General features: G+C 67.4%; 22 protein-coding genes. 11 read left to right on the forward strand and 11 right to left on the reverse strand.

The window, feature by feature from the left end; all coding sequences use genetic code 11:
- Positions 1–26: 26 nt before the first annotated feature.
- On the forward strand, positions 27–1,433 hold the full coding sequence (locus tag DM818_RS12110; RefSeq protein WP_123124106.1) for a class II fumarate hydratase: 1,407 nt from the start codon (positions 27–29) through the stop codon (positions 1,431–1,433).
- Positions 1,434–1,478: 45 nt separating this feature from the next.
- Positions 1,479–3,341 (forward strand): Glu-tRNA(Gln) amidotransferase subunit GatE, encoded by a 1,863-nt coding sequence (gatE, locus tag DM818_RS12115; protein ID WP_123124105.1) that lies wholly within the window; start codon positions 1,479–1,481, stop codon positions 3,339–3,341.
- On the opposite strand, the gene DM818_RS12120 is transcribed toward gatE, so the two are convergent.
- Together DM818_RS12120 and DM818_RS12125 are read right to left on the reverse strand one after the other, a co-directional pair.
- The gene (locus tag DM818_RS12120; protein ID WP_075936476.1) at positions 3,338–4,075 is read right to left on the reverse strand and encodes an RNA methyltransferase; all 738 of its coding nucleotides are present in this window, start codon (positions 4,073–4,075) and stop codon (positions 3,338–3,340) included. The two genes, gatE and DM818_RS12120, sit on opposite strands and share 4 nt — an antisense overlap.
- Positions 4,072–4,659, reverse strand: coding sequence for a hypothetical protein (locus DM818_RS12125; protein ID WP_123124104.1), 588 nt, complete (start codon positions 4,657–4,659; stop codon positions 4,072–4,074). The genes DM818_RS12120 and DM818_RS12125 overlap by 4 nt, the downstream gene beginning before the upstream one ends.
- Before the next feature lie 193 nt (positions 4,660–4,852).
- On the opposite strand from DM818_RS12125, the gene folP reads away from it, so the two are divergent.
- The 3 genes from folP to DM818_RS12140 all read left to right on the forward strand — a co-directional run bounded on the left by folP (position 4,853) and on the right by DM818_RS12140 (position 8,087).
- Positions 4,853–5,980: a dihydropteroate synthase gene (gene folP / locus DM818_RS12130; protein ID WP_075936474.1), complete on the forward strand. Its 1,128-nt coding sequence runs from the start codon at positions 4,853–4,855 to the stop codon at positions 5,978–5,980.
- 127 nt (positions 5,981–6,107) lie between these two features.
- Positions 6,108–6,797 carry a 6-hydroxymethylpterin diphosphokinase MptE-like protein gene (locus DM818_RS12135; protein WP_075936473.1) on the forward strand — a complete coding sequence of 230 codons (690 nt, stop codon included), beginning with the start codon at positions 6,108–6,110 and terminating at the stop codon, positions 6,795–6,797.
- A 39-nt stretch (positions 6,798–6,836) separates the two neighbouring features.
- Positions 6,837–8,087: an MFS transporter gene (locus DM818_RS12140; RefSeq protein ID WP_075936472.1), complete on the forward strand. Its 1,251-nt coding sequence runs from the start codon at positions 6,837–6,839 to the stop codon at positions 8,085–8,087.
- Between the two features lie 22 nt (positions 8,088–8,109).
- Here the strand turns inward: DM818_RS12140 and DM818_RS12145 are convergent, their stop codons facing one another.
- The gene (locus DM818_RS12145; protein ID WP_075936471.1) at positions 8,110–9,657 is read right to left on the reverse strand and encodes a long-chain-fatty-acid--CoA ligase; all 1,548 of its coding nucleotides are present in this window, start codon (positions 9,655–9,657) and stop codon (positions 8,110–8,112) included.
- 184 nt (positions 9,658–9,841) lie between these two features.
- On the opposite strand from DM818_RS12145, the gene DM818_RS12150 reads away from it, so the two are divergent.
- Together DM818_RS12150 and DM818_RS12155 are read left to right on the forward strand one after the other, a co-directional pair.
- Entirely contained in the window at positions 9,842–11,272 is a 1,431-nt protein-coding gene (locus tag DM818_RS12150) for an FAD-binding oxidoreductase (RefSeq protein ID WP_075936470.1), read from the forward strand.
- 39 nt (positions 11,273–11,311) lie between these two features.
- Positions 11,312–12,058, forward strand: coding sequence for an HpcH/HpaI aldolase family protein (locus DM818_RS12155; protein ID WP_123124102.1), 747 nt, complete (start codon positions 11,312–11,314; stop codon positions 12,056–12,058).
- Positions 12,059–12,064: 6 nt separating this feature from the next.
- Here the strand turns inward: DM818_RS12155 and DM818_RS12160 are convergent, their stop codons facing one another.
- Together DM818_RS12160 and DM818_RS12165 are read right to left on the reverse strand one after the other, a co-directional pair.
- Positions 12,065–13,759: a thiamine pyrophosphate-binding protein gene (locus tag DM818_RS12160; protein WP_075936468.1), complete on the reverse strand. Its 1,695-nt coding sequence runs from the start codon at positions 13,757–13,759 to the stop codon at positions 12,065–12,067.
- 45 nt (positions 13,760–13,804) lie between these two features.
- Positions 13,805–15,217 (reverse strand): MATE family efflux transporter, encoded by a 1,413-nt coding sequence (locus DM818_RS12165; RefSeq protein ID WP_123124101.1) that lies wholly within the window; start codon positions 15,215–15,217, stop codon positions 13,805–13,807.
- A 78-nt stretch (positions 15,218–15,295) separates the two neighbouring features.
- Here DM818_RS12165 and msrA point away from each other — a divergent pair, with 78 nt between their 5' ends.
- Entirely contained in the window at positions 15,296–15,850 is a 555-nt protein-coding gene (msrA, locus tag DM818_RS12170; RefSeq protein ID WP_123124100.1) for a peptide-methionine (S)-S-oxide reductase MsrA, read from the forward strand.
- On the opposite strand, the gene DM818_RS12175 is transcribed toward msrA, so the two are convergent.
- On the reverse strand, positions 15,847–16,842 hold the full coding sequence (locus DM818_RS12175; RefSeq protein ID WP_123124099.1) for a TIGR04024 family LLM class F420-dependent oxidoreductase: 996 nt from the start codon (positions 16,840–16,842) through the stop codon (positions 15,847–15,849). The two genes, msrA and DM818_RS12175, sit on opposite strands and share 4 nt — an antisense overlap.
- Positions 16,839–17,624 carry an SDR family NAD(P)-dependent oxidoreductase gene (locus DM818_RS12180; protein ID WP_075936464.1) on the reverse strand — a complete coding sequence of 262 codons (786 nt, stop codon included), beginning with the start codon at positions 17,622–17,624 and terminating at the stop codon, positions 16,839–16,841. Before DM818_RS12180 ends, DM818_RS12175 begins: the two co-directional genes overlap by 4 nt.
- A gap of 132 nt (positions 17,625–17,756) precedes the next feature.
- Between DM818_RS12180 and DM818_RS12185 the strand changes: the two genes are divergently transcribed.
- Complete coding sequence (locus tag DM818_RS12185; RefSeq protein WP_153952634.1) at positions 17,757–18,731, forward strand: MBL fold metallo-hydrolase; 975 nt, start codon at positions 17,757–17,759, stop codon at positions 18,729–18,731.
- Positions 18,728–19,411 carry an HAD family hydrolase gene (locus DM818_RS15030; RefSeq protein ID WP_158601431.1) on the forward strand — a complete coding sequence of 228 codons (684 nt, stop codon included), beginning with the start codon at positions 18,728–18,730 and terminating at the stop codon, positions 19,409–19,411. The genes DM818_RS12185 and DM818_RS15030 overlap by 4 nt, the downstream gene beginning before the upstream one ends.
- A 109-nt stretch (positions 19,412–19,520) precedes the next feature.
- Here DM818_RS15030 and DM818_RS12195 read toward each other — a convergent pair whose 3' ends face one another.
- Complete coding sequence (locus tag DM818_RS12195) at positions 19,521–19,994, reverse strand: redoxin domain-containing protein (RefSeq protein WP_075936461.1); 474 nt, start codon at positions 19,992–19,994, stop codon at positions 19,521–19,523.
- A gap of 78 nt (positions 19,995–20,072) precedes the next feature.
- On the opposite strand from DM818_RS12195, the gene DM818_RS12200 reads away from it, so the two are divergent.
- Positions 20,073–20,351, forward strand: coding sequence for a glutathione S-transferase N-terminal domain-containing protein (locus tag DM818_RS12200; protein ID WP_075936460.1), 279 nt, complete (start codon positions 20,073–20,075; stop codon positions 20,349–20,351).
- Here the strand turns inward: DM818_RS12200 and DM818_RS12205 are convergent.
- From DM818_RS12205 to DM818_RS12215, 3 genes are read right to left on the reverse strand one after another with little or no spacing between them, the layout of a single operon-like run.
- A complete protein-coding gene (locus DM818_RS12205; RefSeq protein ID WP_075936459.1) occupies positions 20,348–20,749 on the reverse strand; it encodes a cupin domain-containing protein in 402 nt (133 codons plus the stop codon). The two genes, DM818_RS12200 and DM818_RS12205, sit on opposite strands and share 4 nt — an antisense overlap.
- A gap of 33 nt (positions 20,750–20,782) precedes the next feature.
- Positions 20,783–21,688, reverse strand: coding sequence for a WD40/YVTN/BNR-like repeat-containing protein (locus tag DM818_RS12210; RefSeq protein WP_148040771.1), 906 nt, complete (start codon positions 21,686–21,688; stop codon positions 20,783–20,785).
- Positions 21,688–22,452 (reverse strand): SIR2 family NAD-dependent protein deacylase, encoded by a 765-nt coding sequence (locus DM818_RS12215; RefSeq protein WP_123124096.1) that lies wholly within the window; start codon positions 22,450–22,452, stop codon positions 21,688–21,690. The genes DM818_RS12210 and DM818_RS12215 overlap by 1 nt, the downstream gene beginning before the upstream one ends.
- Between the last annotated feature and the right edge of the window lie 27 nt (positions 22,453–22,479).

Raw genomic sequence — 22,479 nt, forward strand, 5'->3', positions numbered from 1 at the left:
CTTCCCGACCGCGCGACCCCCGGAGTATGAGCGACGACTACCGGACGGAATCGGACAGCCTCGGAGAGATGCAGGTGCCCGCGGACGCCTACTGGGGCGCACAGACCCAACGCGCCGTCGAGAACTTCCCCATCTCGGGTATCACGTTCTCGCGGCGGTTCATCCGCGCGCTCGGCATCGTCAAGAAGTCGGCCGCGCTCGCGAACAACGACCTCGGACTCGTGGACGACGAGAAGGCCGAAGCAATCGTCGAGGCGGCCGACGAGGTCATCGCGGGCGAACACGACGAGGAGTTCCCCGTCGACGTGTTCCAGACCGGCTCCGGCACCTCATCGAACATGAACGCCAACGAGGTCATCGCGAATCGCGCGGCCGAAATCCTCGGTGAGGGCATCGGCGACCGCGTCGTCCACCCGAACGACCACGTCAACTACGGCCAGTCGAGCAACGACGTGATTCCGACGGCGATGCACGTCGCCGCACTCGAAGCCGCAGACAAGGACGTGCTTCCCGCGTTGGAGACGCTCGCTGCTGAACTCGGCGTGAAGGAGGCCGACTTCGACGGCATCGTCAAGACGGGCCGCACCCACCTGCAGGACGCCACGCCGGTCCGTCTCGGCCAGGAGTTCGGCGGCTACCGGACGCAGATCGAGAAGGGCATCGCCCGCGTCGAGTCGACGCGCGACCACCTCGCCGAACTCGCGCTCGGCGGCACCGCGGTCGGGACGGGTCTCAACACGCACCCGGAGTTTCCGGAGCGTGCGGCCGAGTACATCGCCGACGAGACGGACCTCCCCTTCCGCGAGGCGGACAACCACTTCGAGGCGCAGGCGGCCCACGACGCGATGGCGGAGGCTCACAGCGCCCTGTCGGTCGTTGCGGGGTCGATGAACAAGATCGCAAACGACCTGCGTCTGCTCGCGTCCGGCCCGCGCAACGGCTTCGGCGAACTCGACCAGCCGGAGAATCAGCCCGGCTCCTCCATCATGCCCGGCAAAATCAACCCCGTCGTCGCCGAGGCGGTGAACCAGGTGCACAAGCAGGTCGTCGGCAACGACGCCGCCGTCTCCGCCGGCGCGGCCGAGGGACAGGTCGACCTGAACCTCTACAAGCCGGTGCTCGCGCACAACTACCTCGAATCGGCGAACATGATTGCGAACGCGGCCGAGGTGTTCGGCGAGCGATTTGTCGCGAAGCTGGAGGCCGACGAGGGGCACATGCAAGAGCGCGTCGAGCAGTCGATGGCGCTCGCGACCGCGCTGAACCCGGCCATCGGCTACGATAAGGCCTCGAAGGTCGCAAAGCAGGCCCTCGCGGAGGACAAGACCATCCGAGAGGTAGTCATCGAGGAGGGGTATCTCACCGAGGAGGAAGCCGACGAGGTGCTCGACCCCGAGGCGATGACCCACCGCGTCATCCTCGGCCAGGACTGACGGCGACTGGATGGTTTTTTGCCGGCGGCTCCCGGACCCCCGGTAATGAGTACACAGGAGTACGACTACGACGACCTCGGACTCGTCGCCGGGCTGGAAATCCACCAGCAGCTCGACACCGAGACGAAGCTGTTCTGTAACTGTCCGACCCACCGTCGCGAGCCGGAGGAGTCGATTCGGTCGTTCTCGCGGTATCTCCACCCGACCGCCTCCGAGCTGGGCGAAATCGACGACGCCGCGCTCGAGGAGTCGCGCGTCGACCGGCAGTTCACGTATCTCGGCTATGACACCACCTGCCTCGTCGAGGAGGACGACGAACCCCCCCGCCGGCTCGACGAGGAGGCACTGGAGACGACGCTCGAAATCGCGAATCTGCTCGACGCGACGGCCGTCGACGGGCTCCACGTCATGCGGAAAATCGTCGTCGACGGGTCGAACACCTCGGGGTTCCAGCGCTCCGCGCTCGTCGCGACGGAAGGCGAAATCGAGACCGAGGAGGGACCGGTCGGCATCGAGGACCTGATGCTCGAAGAAGAGTCCGCGGCCCGCATCGAGGAGACCGAGGAGGGCGTCACGTTCGGACTCGACCGACTCGGCATCCCGCTTGTCGAAATCGGGACGAAGCCGGACATTCGCTCGCCCGAGCAGGCGCGCGACGCGGCGGGGCGTATCGGAATGTTGCTCCGCTCGACGGGCAAGGTGAAACGCGGGCTCGGCACGATTCGACAGGACGTGAACGTCTCCATCGCGGAGGGTGCCCGCGTCGAACTGAAGGGGGTGCAATCGCTCGACGACATCGAGGCCATCGTTCGGGAGGAGGTCGGGCGACAGGTCGCACTCTTAGACATCGCCGAGGAACTCACCGACCGCGACGCCTCAGTCGCCGACTCGCAGGACGTGACCGACGTGTTCGCCGACACCGACTCCGGGGTCATCGCCGGCGCGGAGTCAGTGCAGGCCGTCCGGCTGGCAGGGTTCGACGGTCTCGTGGGGCGAGAGATTCAGCCGGACCGCCGGCTCGGGACCGAGCTGTCGGACCACGCCAAGCGCCACGGCGCGGGCGGCATCTTCCACACCGACGAGCTGCCGGCCTACGGCGTCACCGAGGAGGAAGTCGAGGCGCTCCGGGATGCCGTCGACGCCGACGCCGAGGACGCAGTCGCGCTCGTCGCCGCCGACGCCGACGTTGCGGACCGCGCCATCGCCGCGGCGGCAGACCGTGCTCGCGACGCGCTCGACGGCGTGCCGGAGGAGACGCGCGACGCGCTACAAGACGGGACCTCCAGATACCTGCGCCCGCTCCCGGGCGCAGCGCGGATGTACCCCGAAACCGATGTCCCGGAGATTCATCCCGAACCGAGCGACGTGGAACCGCCGGAACTGCTGACCGAGCGCGTCGAGCGCTACCAGTCGGAGGACGGCCTCGGCGAGGCGCTCGCAGAGCAGGTCGCCTTCGGTCAGTTCATGCCGCTGTACGAGCGCGCGGTCCGGGAGGGCGTCGACCCGACGTTCGCCGCGACGACGCTCGAATCCACGCTCACCGAACTCCGCCGCGACGACGTACCGGTCGACGTGCTCGACGACGCCCACCTGCTCGCCGTGATGCAGTTGGTCGAGGACGGCGACCTCGCACAGGAAGGGGTAAACGAAGTCCTGACGACGTTAGCCGACGACCCCGACCTCACGGCCGAGGAGGCAGTCGAGGAGGCTGGCCTGTCTGGCGTCAGCGAGGCGGAAGTGCGCGAGGCGGTCGCCGAGGTCGTCGAGCGCAACGCCGAACAGGTCCAAGAGGAGGGGATGGCAGCATTCTCCGGGCTGATGGGCGAGGCGATGGGTGCGCTCCGCGGGAAGGCGGACGGCGAGGTCGTCTCCGCCGCCCTGCGCGAGGAGATTCAAAAGCGAAGCTAATCCTCGTCGGTCGATTGCTTTCCGGGCGGCACCGCGTACTCGCCGGCGCGTCGAAGAATCCCGCGCAGGGTGCGCGCCTCGCGCGGGGTCGGGTGTGCGCGGCCGACGACCCGCCGGAGCAGTCGCCGCGCCTTGTCGCGTTTTCCTTCGGGATGGTTAATCGCATCGAGCAGCGCACCGAACTGCTCGTTTAGCCCCTCCACGTCGGACTCGTCGGCGCGCTCGATGGCGTCGGGCTGTTGGTACGAGTCGACGGTTAGCTCCCGAAGCTCGTAGAGCACCACCGTCGCGGCCTGCCCGAGATTCAGGACGGGGTACTCCTCGCTCGCCGGAATCGAGACCACCTCGTCCATCGCGGCGAGTTCGTCGTTCAACAGCCCGACGCGCTCGCGGCCGAACACGACGCAGGTGTCCGTCTCGACGTCGCGCAGCGATTCGCGAAGCTCGACGGGCGTCCGGAACGGATACCGGACGTGGCTCCGGGCGTCCTCGTTGGTGACGGCCGTCGTCCCGACGGTGTGGAACTGCTCGGTGAGGACATCGAGCGTCGTCTCGGTGGCGTTCGGTAACACGTCTTCCCGGGCGTGGCCGGCGAAGCCGTAGGCGTCACCCTCGGGGTCGAGTTCGGGCGGGTCGACCAGATACAGCTCCGACAGCCCGAAGTTCTTCATCGCGCGGGCGATGGTTCCGACGTTTCCGGGCGTTTCCGCGCCGACGACCGCGACCGCAATCATACGTCCAAATCACCGAGACCGGGGTCGTCGATATCGAGGTCGTCCTCGTCACCGTCGCCGTCGAAATCGAGGTCCGAGAGGTCCACGTCCAGCGCGTCGAGTTCCTCGTCGTCCATCCGGGCAAGCTCCTCCTCCAGCGTCGGTATGTCGCCCTGCTGTGGCTTGGGGACCGCTTCGGGTTCCGTGTTGACGTACTCCATGCCGCCGTAGTCTTCGGGCGCGCGGTTGCCGTCGTCGAACCACTCGTAGAAGGCGTCCTCGAAGTCCGTCGGGTGGTTGGCGAGGTCGCGACCGCCCTCCTCGCGGAACCAGTAGAGGAAGTCGGGTTCGTGATCGGCGCACAACAGCACCTCGTGGAGCGGTTCGCCGTAGATGACACGCGCGACGTTACACTGCTGGACGTTCGCGCGGCCGTGTTTGAGCCAGCAGGCGTCACACGGCTGGCCCGCGGCGACGGTGAGCCGGATGATGCGCGTCCGCGTCTCGTTGTCCATGTCGCGCAGCGGGCGCATCTCGCCGTCTTCGTCGAACACGGCGTCCTCGTCGAACCGCCAGCCGCGCAGCGCGATAGAGACCTTTCCCATACTTCGAGGTCGGGACGCGAAGCCAAAAGCAGCGCGAAGCTTCATAAACCAAGCCGGGACCACGCACACCGTGACGTAGCCGTCACCCCGGCGGTCACGGTGACCGCGTGGAACAGCCGCCGGGGGACGTTGCGGGTTCCACCTGTTTGCCCGCCTTCCCGGGCTTTATCGCCCGCCCGCCCTACCGTCCGGTATGCGAACAGTGGACGCCGCAGGGTTGGCCATCGGCGACGACCAGCCGACCCGCATCATGGGGGTACTCAACGTCTCGAAGGAGTCGCCGTACGACCCGAGCGTGTTCGACGAGCCGGGCGAGGCCGCCGCGTACGTCGACGAACAGCTCATCGAGGAGGGGGCCGACATCGTCGACGTCGGACTCGAATCCGCGAACAAGAAGTTCGAGGTGCTCGACGCCGAGGGAGAACTCGAACGGCTCGACACCGCAATCGAGACGATGGAGTCCGTCTCGGGCGACGCCGTCTTCTCCATCGAGACGCGCTATCACGAGGTCGCGGAGGCCGCTCTCGATGCCGGCTTCGACATGGTCAACGACATCTGTGGCTTCGCCGACCCGGAGATGCCCGCAGTGTGTCGCGACTACGACGTTGCCGTCGCGAAGATGGCCTCGCCGCCGGACCTCGAACGCCCCGGCGCAATCGAAGACGTGGACGACATCTACGACGCGCTCACGCAGAACGGGCTGACTGACAAGACCATCGTCGACCCGGCCTTCGGCGGCTGGTCCGAGGCGAAGACGGTCGACGACGACCGCGAGACGTTCGACCGGCTCCGAGAGTTCCGCGGCTACGGACTTCCGATTCTCGTCTCCATCAACCGGAAGAACTTCCTCCGGTCGCTGGCCGGTCGCGACACCGACGAGGCGTTGCCCGTCTCGCTCGCGGCGACGGCGATGGCCATCGAGCGTGGCGCACACGTCGTCCGAACCCACGACGTGGCCGAGACGGTCGACGCCGCCCGCATCGGTGACCGGTTCACGCCGGACCGCGTGCGCGACACGGCCACGGGAGTCGAGGAACTCGACGTACAGACGCCCGGCGACGCGAGCCGGCATCTCGACCGGGTCGGTGCCGACGCCGACCCGGAGACGGCCGTGACGCGCGTCCTCGAGTTCACCGACCTCACCGAGAGCGACCACGACGAACTCACATCGCTCGCGACGACCGTTCCGGGCGTCGAAATCGCGAGCGGCGAGGACGGAACCCTCGTCTTCGGAACCGTCGCTGCACTCCGGGCCGCGAGCCGTGAGAGCGACGGCGACCTGAGCGCTCGCTTCACCGCCGCACTCGGGGGGTCCGAATGACTTTCACCGGCAAATCGCCAAGAGAAAGCTTATACCGAACCCGAGAGTACCGCCGGATGGAAGCCCAGGGGTCACGCTGGGTAGGGGTACCTTGTGACCACTGGGCCAGCGGTCCGTTCTTTGGGTGATGCGCTACGACACGTGGCGACCGGTGTACGAGTCGATACTCGACAGCTTCGGCTACGACCCGGCCGGCGACGAACGAGCCCGCGACGAACTCGCGTTGTTGTGCGAACCGTTCGACCACCGGAAGCTCGCCCACGTCCGAGATGCGACCGTCGCAATCTGTGGCGGTGCCGACTCGCTTGCCGAGGAACTGGGTGTCGCGCGACGCGCCGACGTGGTCGTCGCCGCCAGCGTCGCCGCCGACACGCTCCGCGAGGCACGCGTCGACGTCGACCTCATGGTGACCGATTTGGACAAGAACCCCGACACGGCGCGCCATCTCACCCGCGAGGGCGTGCCCGTCGCGGCTCACGCCCACGGCGACAACGTCGACCTCGTCCAGCGCGAGATACCGGGGTACGACGGCGAGTTCGTGCTCCCCACGGTCCAGTGTTCCCCGACGGGACCCACCGAGAACTTCGGCGGCTTCACCGACGGCGACCGCGCGGCGTTCATCGCCGACGCCTTTGGTGCGGCAGAACTCCGGTTTGCCGGCTGGGACTTCGACGACCCGACCGTCGGCGACGCGAAACGGCACAAACTGGAGTGGGCGGCGCGACTGCTCTACTGGCTCGAACAGCGCCGCGGCGAACAGTTCGACCTCCTCGACGGTCGCCGCGAATCGCTGACGCTCCCGCCGGGGTCGTCGTGACTCCGGCAGACTTGTTAGTCCCTTGTTCGACGCCCGGGTATGGACGATAGCCACGACCACTCCGTCCGGGCTATCGCACTCGCGGTGACGGCCGGCGTCTTCCTCGGCGGCGTGGCGACCGGCGTCGCCTTCCCGACGCTCCCGCTGTTGGACCAGTATCTCGGCATCTCCGCTGCCCTGTTGGGATTTATCCTCTCGGCGAACCGCATCGCCCGGCTGGTCGCGAACACGCCGGCCGGCAACGTCATCGACCGGGTCGGTCCGCGCCGCCCGATGATCGTCGGCCTGTTCGTGCAGGGGCTCGCGCCGTTCGGCTACGTGCTCGGACTCAACGTCCCGCGTGTCGATCTCTTCGTCCTGCCCGCCGTCGGGACCGTCTCGCTCCCGGCGCTCGTCTTTATCAGCGCGCGAATCTTCTGGGGACTCGGCAGCGCGTTCGTCTTCATCGGGGCGTTCGCCATCATTACCGGCGTGACCGACCAGTCGAATCGCGGCCGCTGGACGGGGTACATGCGTGCCGGCCAGTCGATGGGGTTCCCAACCGGACTCGTCGTCGGCGGCATCGTCGCCGACGTGTTCGACATCACGACTGCGTTCCTCGCGGCCGGTACCCTCGCGCTCGCCGCCGGCGTCCTCGGCTGGTACGTTCTGCCGGACGTGCAGCCGAGTGGGACCGACGGGCGCACGCCGCGGCTCCGTGACCTCCCCGAGACCGTGCGCTCACTCCCTGGCGTGCTCCCAATCGGGCTGGCGAACGCGGGGGTCCGACTCCTCTTCGGCGGCGTCCTGCTCACGACCGCGGTCCAGTACGCCGACTACCTCGGTCTCACCATCGGGGCGCTGACCGCGGCCGGGGTCTCGGGACTCGTCACCGGACTCGGAGTCGTCGCCAGCGCGGGCGCGACGGTCGTCTCGGGGCGCGTCTCCGACACCGTCGACTCGCGAGCGGTCGTGACGCTCCCCGGCTTTGCCCTGCTGGCGGCCGGCTACGCCCTGCTCGCGCTCTCTGGAAATCTTCCGGGCGTCACCGCCGGGATTGTCCTCGTCGGAGCCGGCACGGGAGCGGTCGGGCCGGCGCTGTTGGCGACGCTCGGCGATATCGCGCCCGGTGACGAACTCGGCCGACTCGCCGGGGTCTACAACGTCTTCGGCGATATCGGGCTCTCCGTCGGCCCGCTTGCGGCACTCCCAATCGCCGAGGCCGTCGGCTTCACGCCGACGTATCTGGCCTGTGCCGGCGTGGCCGTCGCGTGTCTCCTGCTCGTGAACGCGACGCTGTTGAAAGCGTGAACATCGAAAAACGGGAGGTCGCTTACGCGTCGCGGAGTTCGAACTTCTGGACCTTCCCGGTGGAGGTGCGGGGGAGTTCGTCGACGAACTCGACCTCACGCGGGTGTTTGTACGGCGCGAGGTTGTCGAGACAGTACTGCTGAATCTCGTCTTCGGTCACCTCGGCACCCGGCTTCAGGACGATGAACGCCTTCACCGTCTCGTTGCGGCGCTCGTCCGGGATGCCGACGATGGCGGCGTCTGCCACGTCGGGGTGCTCGAAGAGCAGTTCCTCGACCTCTCGCGGGTAGACGTTGTACCCGCCCGTGACGATCATGTGCTTCTCGCGGTCGACGACGTAGAAGAAGCCGTCCTCGTCCTGGTAGCCGAGGTCGCCGGTGTGGAACCAGCGCTTGCCGTCGACTTCGGTGAACGCCTCCTCGTTGGCCTCCGGCAGCTGGTAGTACCCCTGCATCACGTTCGGGCCGTGGATGACGAGCTCACCGACCACGTCGTCGAGTTCCGTCTCGTCGTCGACGGGTCCTTTCTCGACGGGTGGCAGCTCGTTGAAGTCGTGGTCGACGATCTTCGACTCGATGCCGGGGAGCGTCTTCCCGATGGAGCCGGGGCGTCGGTCGTTCGGGCGGTTGGCGTGCGTGACCGGCGCGGTCTCGGTCAGGCCGTACCCCTCGAACAGCTCCACGTCGTACATCGACTCGAACTGCTCCATCACTTCGATTGGCAGCGAGTCGCCGCCGGAGTTGGCGAACTCGACGGACGAGAGGTCGTACTCCTCTGCGCCGGGCGTGTTGACCACGTCGTTGAACATCGCCGGCACGCCGTGGACGTGGGTGATGCCCTGACTCTCGATGAGTTCCAGCGCGGCCTCGGCGTCCCACTCCGGCATCGGCCAGTAGGAGCCACCCTCGAACAGCGTCGAGATCATCGTGATGGTCATCCCGTAGATGTGGAACAGCGGGAGCACGCCGAGGAACTTGTCGTCCACGTCGATGCCGTCGTGGATCTTCGCGGAGGCGCGTGCGTCGAACGTGAGGTTGTGGTGGGTGAGCAGCACGCCCTTCGGCTGGCCGGTCGTGCCGGACGTGTACGGCTGGACCGCCACGTCGTCGTCCTCGCGGTCCTGGACGGGGAGCATCTCGTCGGCGAGGAACGCGTCGAACTCCGTCGCGCCCTCGGCGGGACCGCCGACGGAGACGACGGTCTCCACCTCGGTGTCGTCCTGTACCTGCTTCACCTCGGGGACGAGGTCGGCCAGCGTGATGACCGCCTTCGCGCCCGAGTCCGAGAGCAGGTGGCTAATCTCCCGCGAGCGATACTGCGGGTTCATCGGCACGACGATACCGCCGGCGCGAAGCGTTCCGACGAAGGAGAGGACGTACTGTGGGACGTTCGGCAGATACAGTCCGACGCGGTCGCCTGGCTCGACGCCCGCGTCCGCGAGCGCCTGTGCGAACTGGCCCGTCTGGGCCCAGAACTGCTCGTAGGTGAACTCGTGGCCGTCGTAGCCGAGCGCCGTCGCGTCCGGATGCTCTCCCACGGTCTTCTCGATGTCCGTGACTAAGTTACTCATACGTTTGCTACTCCGAACGGGACACCGAAAAGCTTGCCATACGGGTGAACGATGGTAACGAAATCCCACCCAGCGATACGACTGTTAGCCGATTACCGCTCGACAGTTACCGACGGACGCGCACCGTAACGTCGCGTCGAACGACCGTGCGTAGATTTATCACGGTCGACCCATCTCATCGGGTATGAGCCACGACTGTACGTTTCTCACCGACCTGCTGTCCGACGACCAGGTCGCCTTCACCGACGCGACGCGTGAGTCACACGCCTCCGACTGGGGGTCCCGCGAGAGCGGTCACGCGACCGTTCCCGACGCCGTCGTCTTCCCCGAATCGACCGCGGACGTGGCTGCCGTACTCGCGGGCGCACACGACCGCGAGATTCCCGTCACCCCCTACGCGGCCGGCACGTCGATGGAGGGCAACGCCGTCCCCGCGTTCGCCGGCATCAGTCTCGACCTCACCCGGATGGACGCGATTCACGACGTGCGTCCGGCCGACTTCCAAATCGACGTGGGACCCGGCGTGCTCGGCTCCGCGGTCGAGGAGCGCGTCGCCGAGGAGGGGCTCTTTTTCCCGCCGCTCCCCTCCTCGGGTGACCTCTCGACCATCGGCGGGATGATAGCCAACGACGCCTCTGGAATGCAGACCGTCAAGTACGGCGAGGTGGGCGATTGGGTACTCGAACTCGAGGCGGTCACCGCCGAGGGAGAGGTATTCACGGCCGGCTCGAAGGCGAAGAAGACGAGTGCCGGCTACAACCTCGCCGACCTGCTCGTCGGGTCGGAGGGAACGCTCGCCGTGGTGACCCGCGCCACGCTCGAACTCGCCGGGCGACCGGAGCAGATTCGCGGCGGCCGCGCCGTCTTCCCTTCTCTCGATGCGGCGACCGATGCCGTCGCCGACGCCGTGCAGTCGGGCGTCGACGTGGCGAAAATCGAACTCGTCGACGAGACCGCCGGCGCGATGGCGAACGCGTATCAGGGGCTCGACCTGCCCGACTCCGCGATGTTGTTCGTCGAGTTCCACGCAAACCACGGCATCGAGGCGGAAATCGACTTCTGTCGGTCGCTGTTCGAGAGCCACGGCGTCGAACGGTTCGACATCGCGAGCGACGAGGAGATGGACACGCTGTGGGAAGCGCGCGAGGAGTTGGCCTTCGCCGTCAGCAGCTACGACCCCGACCTCTCGCCCGTCCACCCCGGCGACATCACGGTCCCCATCTCGAAGTTGGGTGAGATAATCCGCTACGCGAAACAGCGCGGCCGCGAGGAGGACCTGCTCGTCCCCTGCTTCGGACACGCCGGCGACGGCAACGTCCACTACTCCGTGCTCGCGAACCCGAGCGACCCGGAGATGCGCGCCGCCGCCGAGGCGGTGTACTCGGACGTCGTGAAACGCGCCATCGAGATGGGTGGTACGGCCACCGGCGAACACGGCGTCGGGCTCGGCAAGCGGGAGTATCTCGAACGCGAGCACGGCGCGGTCGCCGTAGAGCTGATGCGACAGGTGAAACGCGCCTTCGACCCGGCGGACATCCTCAATCCGGGGAAGATATTCCCGGAGACGAGCGAGGAAGGTGGCCGCGTCGCCTTCGACCTCGCCACGGACGACTGAGAGCCAGCACTTTTGCCCGTCCCCTGCGGCCCACCTGCTATGTTCTCCACCGACACGTTCACCGTCGGCGCGTGGGTCTCGCTGGCCGACCCGGCCGTCGCCGAGATGGTCGCCCCCGACGCCGAGTTCGTCATGCTCGACACCGAACACGCGCCCAACAGCACGGCCACCATCGCGAACCAGATTCGGGCTATCGAGGCCGCAGACGGGGAGGCGGTCCCGTTCGCCCGCGCGCTCGACAACGACACCGGCGCTATCAAACGACTGCTCGACGTGGGCGCACAGGGTGTGATGGTGCCGATGGTCGAATCCGCAACCGAGGCCCGCGAGGCGGTCGAGGCGGCGCGGTATCCGCCAGACGGGAGTCGTGGTGTCGCCGGCACCCGCGCCTCGGCGTACGGTCGCGACCTCGGCGAGTACGTCGCGACTGCCAACGACGAGATAACGCTCATCGTCCAAATCGAGACACGGGCCGGGCTCGACAGCGTGGACGAAATCGCGGCCGTCGACGGCGTCGACGCGTTGTTCGTCGGGCCGGCAGACCTCTCGGCGAATCTCGGCGTGTTCGGCCGGTTCGAGGGCGACGTGTTCCGGGAGGCAGTCGAGACGGTGCTCGCTGCCGGCGACGCGACCGAGACGCCGGTCGGTACGCTCGCGACGAGTCCAGACGGTGTTGACCGCTACTGTGAGTGGGGATTCGACTACCTCATCGCCGGGACGGACGCTGGCCACATCCAGCGCGGCGTGCGGGCGATGGGCGAGCGCGCGCGAGAAAACACCGAGTGAGGGACGTCAGTCGTGGACGAGGGTGTCGATGACGTCGACGCCCGGAGTCGAGAACGCCTCGTTCAGCACCGGGCCGAGTTCGTCGATGGTCTCGACGAGGTGGCCGCGCGCGCCGTGGCTCTCGGCGTTCATCGGAATATCGACGTGCGGGTCGAAGTCCATGCCGACGTAGTCGTGATCGTCGTCGTCCCCGCCGAACATGCTGTTCGTGTTATCTTTCAAAATTCGATAGTTCCGGTTGTCGACGACGAGGACGGTCAAGTCGAGGCCGTGGCGGACGGCGGTGTAGATGCTCTGCGGGTAGTAGAGATACGAGCCGTCGCCGATGTGACCGAGCACGTCGCGCGGTTCGTCCTGCAGGGACTCGGCCGCGGCGGCCCCGATTGCGGCCGGCAGCCCGTAGCCGAGTCCGCCGCCCTTGTTCGAGAAGTAGCTCTCCGGTTCGAGCGGGTAGTGGGTGAGCAGCGCGTACTTCGCGGTGATTCCCTCATCGACGATGCGCGGGTCGACGTCGGCCTCGATGATGGCCTCCACGACCTCGCGCTTGGACGCCCGGGGGTCGGATTCCGGGGCGTCTCCCTCCCCCATCGCGTCCATCGAGGCGGCCATCGACTGCTTCATCGCAGCGACGTGCGAGAGCCGCGCCTCCAGCGTCTCAGCGTCAAGCTTGTCGTCGACGCGGGTGGCAATCGACCCCATGATGCGCCCGGGGTCACCGATGACGGCTACGTCGGCCGGCTCGTTCTTCCCGACCTGCCACGCGTCGTCGGAGAGGTGAATCGTCGTCGCGTCCTCGGGGACGAGCGGCTCCTCGTGGCGCAACAGGGTCGTGTTGGTCGAACAGCCCGCGAAGACGATGGTGTCCGTGTTCTGTAACATCACGGCCAGGTTCTCGCGGGGTGGCATGTACGAGAGCCACTGCTCGTGGCTGGTGGGGAACGCCACCTCGGAGCCGAGCATCTCGCCGTGGACGCGCGCCCCGGTCGCCTCTGCGAGCTCGACCGCTGCGTCGATGGCGTCGGTGCCGGCCCGCGCGACGTGGTCGCCGACCACGAGCAGTGGGTTGTCCGCCTCGACGAGCGCGTCCGCCGCCTCGCGAATCTGCCGCGGGTCGCCGCCGCCGGCGTCGGGAATCGGCCCGAGCGGCTCGGGTCGGTCCTCGGTCTCGGCCATCATCACGTCGACCGGAAGCCCGAGGAAGACCGGTCCCGTCGGCGGCGTGAGCGCCGTCCGGAAGGCCCGTCTGACCATCATCGCCAGCGAGTCGACGGACGTGACCTCGGCGGCGTACTTACAGAACTGGTCGGTGAGCGCTTCGAGGTCGCCGGTCAGGATGGGTTCCTCGTGGCGGAAGTCGAGCTCGTGGTTGCCCGCCGTGAGGACGAGCGGTGCGCCGGTCATCGACGCGCCGTAGAGGTTTCCGATACCGTGGGCGAGACCGGGCGTGATGTGGAGATTCGCGACGCCGGCCGGACAGATGTCGGGGTCGTGGTCGGCGTGGTAGCGGCGGGTCTGTGCGAAGCCGGCCGCCGCGCCGACGGCCACGTCCTCGTGGAGTCCGAGCATGTACTCGATGTCCGAGTCGGGCAGCGCCTCCATCAGCGGGAGTTCGGTCGTGCCGGGATTGCCGAACAGGTAGGGCACGTCGTACGCTTCGAGCGCGTCGACGAACAGGTCCGCACCGGTGTAGCTGTCGGTCATGCGATGACGTGTCAGGGCCACCGGCAAATAGCTGCCGGCAGCTACTCACTCCTCGGCGGACGGTCGATACGCTCGGCTGACCGCCAGCCACCGACCGGAGCGCACGCGCCAGAGGTTGATGAGCGCCGGTACCGTCGTCTCGGCGACGAGCGCGAGCAACAGCAGGCCGGCACCGAGAGCGACTCTCGTTCCGAGATACGCCACCGGGAGCGCGACGAGATACAGGCCGACGAGCGTCGCGGCGAAGGGGATTCGAGTGTCGCCCGCCCCCCGGAGCGTGCCGGTGATGGAGCCGTCGACGCCGAGCGGCACCGAACTCACGGCCGCGGCGACGACGAACGGGACCGTCTGCGCCACGGCCGCCGGCTCGACGAAGACGGCCGCAATCGGTCGGGCCGCGAGGAGGACCACTCCGCCGGCGACCAGGTACACGAGCAGGGAGAGCGTGGTCACCTCGCGGCTGTACGCCGTCGCAAGACTCTCTTTGCCCGCGCCGAGCGCCTGCCCGACGAGCGTCGAGACGGCGATGGAAAAGCCCCACGTGAAGCTGTTGAGCAGCTGGCGAATCTGGCGGGCGACGCCGAGCGCCGCCAACACGACCGGGCCGAACGTCGCCGCGATAGCGAGCAGCGGGAAGATGACCAGTCCCTGTGCGGTGCGGCGTGCGACCAGCGGCACGGACACGGACAGGAGCTGTCGCGGGAGGGTTCGGCCGACGGCGACGCGGTTCAGAATGGGAAGCGGGCTCGCGCCGCGGCCGCCGTACGCTCGCCCGGTGAGTCCCCACGCGAAGATGCAGGTCACGAGCAGGGTGGCGACGGTCGTCCCGAGTCCCGCGCCGTACACCCCAAGGTCGGCGACGAAGACGAACGTCGCGCTCAACGCGATGTTGAGCGCGGCACCGGTCGCGCGAATCGCCATCGGCGTCGTCGTGTTGCCGACGGCCGCGTAGGTGCGCGAGGCGACGAGATTGACGGCCTCAAAGAGCAGCCCCGGCGCGAGAATCGCGAGATACGTCGCGCCGTAGGTGGTCGCGTTCGCGCCCCCGTCGATGAGGCCGACCAGCGGGACGCTGGCACGATTGTACAGGAGCGCGATGGGGACGGCGAGGAGTATCGCGGCGAGCAGACTCAACTGCACGACGGCGGTCGCGCGGTCGCGTTCGTCGCCGCCGTAGTTCTGTGAGACGAGCGTGAGAGTTCCGCCCGCCAGCCCGATGAAGATGAACTTCCCGACCGTCCAGAAGCCGTTCGCGACGGTGATGCCGGCGACGGCGTCGGTTCCGACCGCGATACCGACGATAGCCAAGTCGACGGTCCGCTTCGACATGATGGCGAAGCCGGTGACGATGCGCGGCCACGAGAGGTCGAACACGTCGCGCAGCCGCTCGTCGTCGATGACGCCGGCGCGGTCGAGGAGGCCGGCGACGTAGCGCCAAACGGCCGCGAGGAGTGACACGCCGGCCGTTCGTCCGGGGGCCAGTTAGCCGTTTGCAGTCGGCGTGAGGTTCAAACGGACACAGGCCCTCCGTCACGTATGAGCGAACTCCAGACGGCGACGTTCGGCGGCGGCTGTTTCTGGTGTACCGACGCCGCGTTCGACGAACTCGCGGGCGTCGAGCAGACGACCGCAGGGTACGCCGGCGGTCACGTCGACGACCCCAGCTACGAGGCGGTGTGTGAGGGCACGACGGGCCACGCCGAGGTGACCCGCATCACCTATGACCCCGAAGAAATCACCTACGACGAACTGCTCCGCGTCTTCTTTACGATTCACAACCCGACGACGCTGAACCGACAGGGGCCGGATATCGGCGAGCAGTACCGGTCTGCCATCTTCTACGAGAGCGAGGAGCAGCGCGAGGTCGCGGCCGCGTTCATCGAGGGGCTCGAATCCGAGAACGTGTACGAGGACGACATCGTCACGGAACTGGAGCCCCTCGACACCTTCTACGAGGCCGAGGCGTACCACCAGAACTACTACGAGAAGAATCCGGGCGACGCCTACTGTCAGTTCAACGCCGACCCGAAAATCGAGAAGGTGCGCGAGCAGTTCGCGGAGAAGGTCGCCGCGAAGCCGGCCGACGATTAGGGCGCGAGCGCTTCCGTCGTCGCTTCGATTTCATCGAGCGTCGCCTCCCGCGGGAAGGAGACGGAGACGGCGTCGACCGCGTCGATAGCTTCCCACGCGTTCAGTTGCTCGCGGGCTTCTTCCGGCGTGCCGGCCACGGCCAGCGAGTCGAGCAGGTCGTCGTCGATTTCGGCGACTGCCTCGCCGTGGTTCCCCTCCTGCCACGCGTCGTAGACGGCGTGGGCCGTCTCCTCGTGGCCCTGTCGCGCCAGCGAGTCGCGGTAGAAGGTCCCCATCGAGCCGAGATAGAAGGCCGTGTGTTGTCGGACGATGTCGCGGGCGCGTTCACGGTCCTCCAGTGCCGCACAGGTGAGCGACATCGTCGTCCGTGGAACCTCGTCCTTCTCGGCCATCTCCGCGCCGCGTTCGAGGTCCGAGTGGCGCTGTCTGATGCCGTCGCGCGTGAACATGAGCGCGTGCCAGCCGTCGGCGAAGCGTCCGGCCAGCTCGACCGCCTTCGGTCCCATCCCGGCCACGTCGACCGCGGGCGCGGGGTCGGGAGCCGCACACCGGAGCCGGAACCCGGAGAGGTCGAAGTTCTCGCCGTCGTACTCGACCGTCTCGCCCGAGAGCACCTGCTTGACGACATCGACCGTCTCGCGGGTTCGCTTCAGGGGGTTGCCGTAGTCGACGCCGTGCCAGTTCTCGACGACGATGGGTCCCGACGGACCGAGGCCGAGTCGGAATCGACCGTCGGAGACCTCCTGTAGCGTGGCGGCGGTCTGTCCGAGCAGCGCGGGGGACCGAGAGTACACCGGCGCGATGGAGGTGCCGATGCCGATATCGTCGGTCTCGCGGGCGATGCTCGTGAGGACGGTGACGGCGTCGCGGCCCCACGTCTCGGGGAGCCACGCGCGCTCGTAGCCGAGTTCCTCACCCGTCTTCGCCATGTCGACGAGCGATTCGACGCTCGGCTGGGCGGCCACGGGCAAGAACAGCTCGCGGCTGGTCATACGTCGCGGCCTTCGCCGATGTCCGGGACCCCCTTCGTGACGATGGTCTCGCCGACGATGTAGGAGGAGGCGTCACTGCCGAGGAACTGGACGATGTCGGCCATCTCTTCGGGCACGCCGATTTGGCGGTCGACGCTGTCGCGGTCGACGTTGTCGGCTGCGATACCCATCTGCGACTCGACGCCGGGCGTGGCGACGAGTCCGGGGGCGATACAGTTGACCCGGATGTCGTGGGGTGCGTACTCGACGGAGAGCGTCGTGGTGAAGTTGACGACGGCGGCCTTCGCCGCGCCGTAGTGGCTCATGTACGGAGAGCCGCGCGTCCCGGCGATGGACGCGAAGTTGATGATTTTCCCGCCGTCGCCCTGTTCCTGCATCCGTTCGCCCGCGGCCTGCGCACAGTGGAATGTGCCGTGGAGATTGATGTCGACGATGGTCTTCCAGCCGTTCTCGGAGATGTCGTCGAAGCTCTCCATGAAGGACGCGCCGGCGTTGTTGACGAGCGTGTCGATGCGGCCGAACTCCTCGACGGTCGCGTCCATGAGCGCCTCGACGGCGTCGCGGTCGCGCACGTCACACTCGACGGCGATTGCCTCGCCCGGCACGTCGGAGTCGTTGATTTCCTCTGCCACTGCGTCCACCTTCTCCTGTGAACGCGAGGAGACGACGACCTTCGCGCCGTCCGCCGCCAGCGTCTCCGCCGTCGTCTTCCCGATACCCTGACTCGACCCCGTAATCACTATCACGTCGCCGTCGACGCTGAATCGTTCGTTTCGTGTCATGTTTACAGTCATAAGCTCGTTTGGCGACAGCGGCCCCAGCGTAAATAAACACACCGACGAGCGTAGCCGTTGTTCGAGATTTTCGGTCGCGAGGAGCCGAACGTTTATTCGCCCGGACGGTCCGGTTCGAGTATGCACGACCAACAAACACAGTCGGTCCACCGGGTGGAGTTCCCGGTCGACTGGCCACCGGGCCACGTCGCCTGTCACCTGCTCGGGGGAGCAGAGCCGGTGCTCGTCGACGCCGGAATTCCAACCGCGCCGGAGCAAGAGACACCCGCCGACGAGCGTCTCGAATCCACGCTCGCTCGTGCGGGGTACGACCTCGCTGACGTCGAACACCTCGTCTTGACCCACCCGCACGTCGACCACATCGGACAGGTGCAGACCGTGCTCGACGCCGGCGACCCGACGGTCTACGCGCCCGGCTCCGTCCGCGAGCGATTCGCACAGGACGCGACCGAACTCGGCGACCGCGTCCGCGAGAACGCCGCCGCTGCCGGAATCACGGGCGACGCCCTCGACGACGAGGTCGAGTCGGCCGTCGAGTCGCTCGAGCGGAACCGGCGACTGCTCGCCCCCGAGGCGGTCGACGAGTGGCTCACGCCGGGCGAAGCATCGTTCGGTCCCGTCTCCGGAACGGCAATCCACACCCCCGGCCACCAGGCCGACCACCTCGCGTACCTGCTCGAACACGACGACCAGACGCTCCTGTTTTCGGGCGACACCGTGATGGAACCGTTCCGCGCGGTCGTCATCCACGACGGGATGGACGACGGGTACACCGAGGCGTTCGAGGCCGCGTTCACCGCGTTGGACCGCCTCGAACCCCACGACCCCGACCGCGTCTTCTCCGGGCACGGCAAGCCACACGAGCAGTTCGGGGAGATTCTCGACCGCGACCGCCGCCGGCTCCACAAGCGACTGGACGCCATCGAGGACCTCGTCGACGACGGCTTCGAGACCATGCCCGAGGTCGCGGCGGAGCTCGCACGGGGGCGCAAGCCGCGATACATGTACGCCGAGACGATGAGCGGGCTGGCACACCTCGAACAGACCGACCGCGTCGAGACCGAACTCGTCGACGGCGTCCGGAGGTACGCGTGACCCGCTACGAGGCGGTCTTCTTCGACCTCGGCGGCGTGGTCGCACACCTCCCGAGCATCCGTGAGGGGTACGCGCTGTTTATCGACCGGCTCGGTGCAGAGTACGACCTGCCGGAAAACGCACTCGACCGGTGGAAATCGGCTCTCGGGAGCTACTTCAAAGAGCGCGACGGAAACGAGTACAAGACCGCCCGCGAGGGGTACCGGGTCGCCACCGAGCGGCTGTTCGACGGCTCGCCGCCACCCGAAGCGGAGTGGCGTGACATCTTCGAGACGGCGACGAACGAGACGGCCCGCACCGAGGACGGCGTCATCGAAGCCATCGAGGCGCTCGACGAGATGGGCGTGTATCTCGGCGTCATCAGCGACATCGACACGGACGCGGCCCACGACCTGCTCGAGCGCAACGGCATCGACGACTGTTTCGACGCCGTTACGACGAGCGAGGCAGTCGGCTACACGAAACCCGACTCACGGATGTACGAGACCGCACTCGACGCGTGGGGCGGTGACCCGGCCGACGCCGTGATGGTCGGCGACCGCTACGACCACGACATCGCGGGCGCGGTCGACGCGGGACTCGACGCCGTCGCGTACGGGCCCGAGGCGACGGGACCGAAGGCAACCTACGAAATCGACCACTTCGACGAACTCCCACCGCTCATCCGGGGCGACACGTAGCTTCTTATCCGAACGCGAGCCACCGGCTCCGTGCGTCAGTAAGCCGCCCGGAGCGCGACAGGCGAATGCGTGACACACCGCTCCGGGGCGGGCCGGTGTCACCTGTTCGCTACGACAGTTCAGCGACCGCGTCCTCGATTTCCCCGCGCGGAACCGGCGAAATCCAGTCGTCGGCCAGCCACCGGTAGCGAATCTCGCCCGTCTCGTCCACGACGAACACCGAGCGGCGCGCCGTCCGAACCCCGGCCATCCCCTCGCGCTCGACGAGCAGGTCGTATCGCTCCGCGACCGACCCCTCAACGTCGGCGATGGCGTCGAACGGTACGTCGATATCGCGCAGGAAAGCGTTCACCGCGTAGGGACCGTCGCGCACGACGGGGACGACGGGCACGTCGAACTCGTCCCAGCCGGCGCGCGCGTACTGTTTCCACCAGTTCTCGTTGATGGCATTGAACGCGAAGCCCGCGAACACGAGGACGCCCCCATCCTCTAGCAGGTCACGCGCTTCGCGCTCGCGAAACGTCTCGCCGTCGCAGTACAGCGCGGTGAACTCCGGGCTCGTGTCGCCGACAGCAGGTGGCATACCGGCGAGTCACCCGCTCGTGACAAAAGCATTCGCCGCGCCCGTGAGATTATGTGCCGCGGCGTCCAACGACCGGGTATGAGCGACCGCGTTCTCTACCGGCTCGAAGGCTGCCCGTTCTGTGAACTCGTCGTCGACGAGCTGGACGACCTCGGACTCGACTACGACTCCGTCTGGACCGAAGGGCTTCACTCCAAGCGCAACGAGGTGCAGGCCGTCTCGGGCCAGCGGGCCGTGCCCGTCCTCGTCGACCCCGAACACGGCGTCACGATGGCCGAATCGGCGAACATCGTCGAGTACCTCCACACTACCTACGGCGACGCCGACTCCCCGGAGGAAGTCGAGGCATCGCTCTAATCGAGCGAGTGCGGGTCTAATCCGGGGTCGTCGACGTACGGCGCACCAATAGCGAGCACGACGCCCTGCTCGTCACCGACGCAGCGGTGGCCGTGGCCCATCTCCGGGCTCGCGACCCAGAACGTTCCGGGACCGGCCTCGACGTACTCCTCCTCGCCGGACTCCCCGAGCTTCAGCGAGAACTCGCCTTCGAGCACGTAGAACAGCTCTTCCTGTTCGCTGTGGGCGTGATAGCCGATTTCTTCGCCCGGCTCGAAGTACCACAATTTTACGCCGATTTGCTCGGTTCCGAGCGCGGCGTCGATAGCCCGGATGTTCAGGTCCGGCGGCATCTCCTCGGACGCCGAGAGGTCTTCCAGCGGTACGTCGTCTGTATCGACCACTTCGTAGTGTGGCATACACTACCGCGCGCTTGCCGTCGACAAAAGTGCTTACCCGAGTTCGAGACACCGTCCGCCTGCGGGAACTGTTCCGAGCATGGTCCACTCCCCGTCGTACCGGACCACTTCAGCGGGATGTGACTGTCCGAACCCATCACCACACTGTAGCGTCACGGCGTACAGTCCCTCACTCGCGACGGCGCAGCCGACGAGAAACCCGGTGTCGACAGGCGTCTCGATTCGGTCCACGCCGTCGTCGCCGTATCTAAACACCCCACCGGTCCCCGTGTCTGGTCCCCAGCCGGCGGCGGAGGTAAACAGGCTTCCGTCGTGGGTCGTGACCGTCCGGTGGTAGTTGTACCAGAAGTCACGGAAGTCGGTGTCGAGCCGCTGCCACGACCGACCGGCGTTGGTAGTCCGGTAGAGTCCGTTTCCGGTGGCGGCGACGAACTCCTCTGCTCCGACGGGATGGAGTTCGTGAACGTCATCGTGGAGTCCCTCTGATCGGTCCGTCCACGTCGCCCCACGGTCCTCAGAGACGAGTGCGCCACCGACCTCAACACCGGCGACGATTCGCCCCGTCGGGTCAACGGCTATCGACCGGACCTGCGACCCGTCCGACCGCGGTGACCGGTCTGCCCACCGACCGGTGTCTGCACACGCACGGAACTGTTCGGCTTCCTGCCATTCTCCGGTCGCGTCACGGGCGAACACCCGTGCTGGGTACGTTCCGGCAAAGACACATGCTCCGTCACCGGTGACCGCGACGACGCTCTCGGCGACTGACTGCCGCTGCCACTGTTCTCCGTCGGTGGACTCAAACAGCCCTGCGTCGGTGGCCGCATACCAGCTATCGCCACGCCAAAGATCGTTGATACGTCCGTCCAACAGTTGCTCGACCGACTCAAACGGCTCGCGAGGGACTCGATACAGACCCTCGTGTGTGCCGACGAGCATCACTCGTCCACCTCCGCTGTCACCTCATGCAACGCCGGCAACACGTCGGTCACGTCCTGGTGGAAGACGAACTCCGCGCGCTCGTCGGCGCGCGTCGCTTCGAGGTTCACGACGACGAGCGTGCTCCCGGTGTCGGCTGCGAGGTCCGGAAGCGACGCCGCCGGCTCGACGCTGAGCGACGACCCCGCGACGAGGAAGTAGTCGCTCTCCCTGGTGAGGGTACGAGCGCGATTCAGCGGGCCGAGGGGCATCTGCTCGCCGAACAACACCACGTCGGGTTTGAGCAGGCCGTCGCAGGTGGGACACGCCGGCGCGCCGTCGATATCTCCCTCGCGCACGGCCTCGTAGTACGGCTCGGCGTCGAACCGCGCCTCGCAGCTCCGGCAGGCGACCCGGCTCCCGGTGCCGTGAATCTCGACGGGGTCGTCGCTGCCGGCGTCGCGGTGAAGTCCGTCGACGTTCTGCGTGATGGTAGCGTCGAGATAGCCGTCGGCTTCCAGACCGGCGAGCGCGTCGTGTGCGCTGTTCGGCTCGTGGCCGTCGTACACCTCGGCCACCATCGCGGCGCGGTCCCGCCAGAACCCGTCGGGGTCGCGCTCGAAGCGACGGATGTGGAAATCCATCGGGTCGTACCGGTCCCAGATACCGCCGTCGCTGCGGAAGTCGGGTATCCCGGATGCCGTCGAGAGCCCCGCACCGGTGAAGGCGACGGCGCTGTCGGCGGCCCGGAGTCGGGCCGCGGCCTCGCTGACGCGGTCGGTCATACGCGAGGTTGTGACCGCGGTCGGATA

Origin of the sequence: Halosegnis longus (assembly GCF_009663395.1) — an archaeon.
Taxonomy (GTDB): domain Archaea; phylum Halobacteriota; class Halobacteria; order Halobacteriales; family Haloarculaceae; genus Halosegnis; species Halosegnis longus.

Excerpts from the sequence above, each read along its gene's own strand:
- DM818_RS12110 (WP_123124106.1), top strand. The coding sequence starts at position 27 with ATGAGCGACGACTACCGGACGGAATCGGACAGCCTCGGAGAGATGCAG.
- gatE (WP_123124105.1), top strand. The coding sequence starts at position 1,479 with ATGAGTACACAGGAGTACGACTACGACGACCTCGGACTCGTCGCCGGG.
- DM818_RS12120 (WP_075936476.1), bottom strand. The coding sequence starts at position 4,075 with ATGATTGCGGTCGCGGTCGTCGGCGCGGAAACGCCCGGAAACGTCGGA.
- DM818_RS12125 (WP_123124104.1), bottom strand. The coding sequence starts at position 4,659 with ATGGGAAAGGTCTCTATCGCGCTGCGCGGCTGGCGGTTCGACGAGGAC.
- folP (WP_075936474.1), top strand. The coding sequence starts at position 4,853 with ATGCGAACAGTGGACGCCGCAGGGTTGGCCATCGGCGACGACCAGCCG.
- DM818_RS12135 (WP_075936473.1), top strand. The coding sequence starts at position 6,108 with ATGCGCTACGACACGTGGCGACCGGTGTACGAGTCGATACTCGACAGC.
- DM818_RS12140 (WP_075936472.1), top strand. The coding sequence starts at position 6,837 with ATGGACGATAGCCACGACCACTCCGTCCGGGCTATCGCACTCGCGGTG.
- DM818_RS12145 (WP_075936471.1), bottom strand. The coding sequence starts at position 9,657 with ATGAGTAACTTAGTCACGGACATCGAGAAGACCGTGGGAGAGCATCCG.
- DM818_RS12150 (WP_075936470.1), top strand. The coding sequence starts at position 9,842 with ATGAGCCACGACTGTACGTTTCTCACCGACCTGCTGTCCGACGACCAG.
- DM818_RS12155 (WP_123124102.1), top strand. The coding sequence starts at position 11,312 with ATGTTCTCCACCGACACGTTCACCGTCGGCGCGTGGGTCTCGCTGGCC.
- DM818_RS12160 (WP_075936468.1), bottom strand. The coding sequence starts at position 13,759 with ATGACCGACAGCTACACCGGTGCGGACCTGTTCGTCGACGCGCTCGAA.
- msrA (WP_123124100.1), top strand. The coding sequence starts at position 15,296 with ATGAGCGAACTCCAGACGGCGACGTTCGGCGGCGGCTGTTTCTGGTGT.
- DM818_RS12175 (WP_123124099.1), bottom strand. The coding sequence starts at position 16,842 with ATGACCAGCCGCGAGCTGTTCTTGCCCGTGGCCGCCCAGCCGAGCGTC.
- DM818_RS12180 (WP_075936464.1), bottom strand. The coding sequence starts at position 17,624 with ATGACACGAAACGAACGATTCAGCGTCGACGGCGACGTGATAGTGATT.
- DM818_RS12185 (WP_153952634.1), top strand. The coding sequence starts at position 17,757 with ATGCACGACCAACAAACACAGTCGGTCCACCGGGTGGAGTTCCCGGTC.
- DM818_RS12195 (WP_075936461.1), bottom strand. The coding sequence starts at position 19,994 with ATGCCACCTGCTGTCGGCGACACGAGCCCGGAGTTCACCGCGCTGTAC.
- DM818_RS12200 (WP_075936460.1), top strand. The coding sequence starts at position 20,073 with ATGAGCGACCGCGTTCTCTACCGGCTCGAAGGCTGCCCGTTCTGTGAA.
- DM818_RS12205 (WP_075936459.1), bottom strand. The coding sequence starts at position 20,749 with ATGCCACACTACGAAGTGGTCGATACAGACGACGTACCGCTGGAAGAC.
- DM818_RS12210 (WP_148040771.1), bottom strand. The coding sequence starts at position 21,688 with ATGCTCGTCGGCACACACGAGGGTCTGTATCGAGTCCCTCGCGAGCCG.
- DM818_RS12215 (WP_123124096.1), bottom strand. The coding sequence starts at position 22,452 with ATGACCGACCGCGTCAGCGAGGCCGCGGCCCGACTCCGGGCCGCCGAC.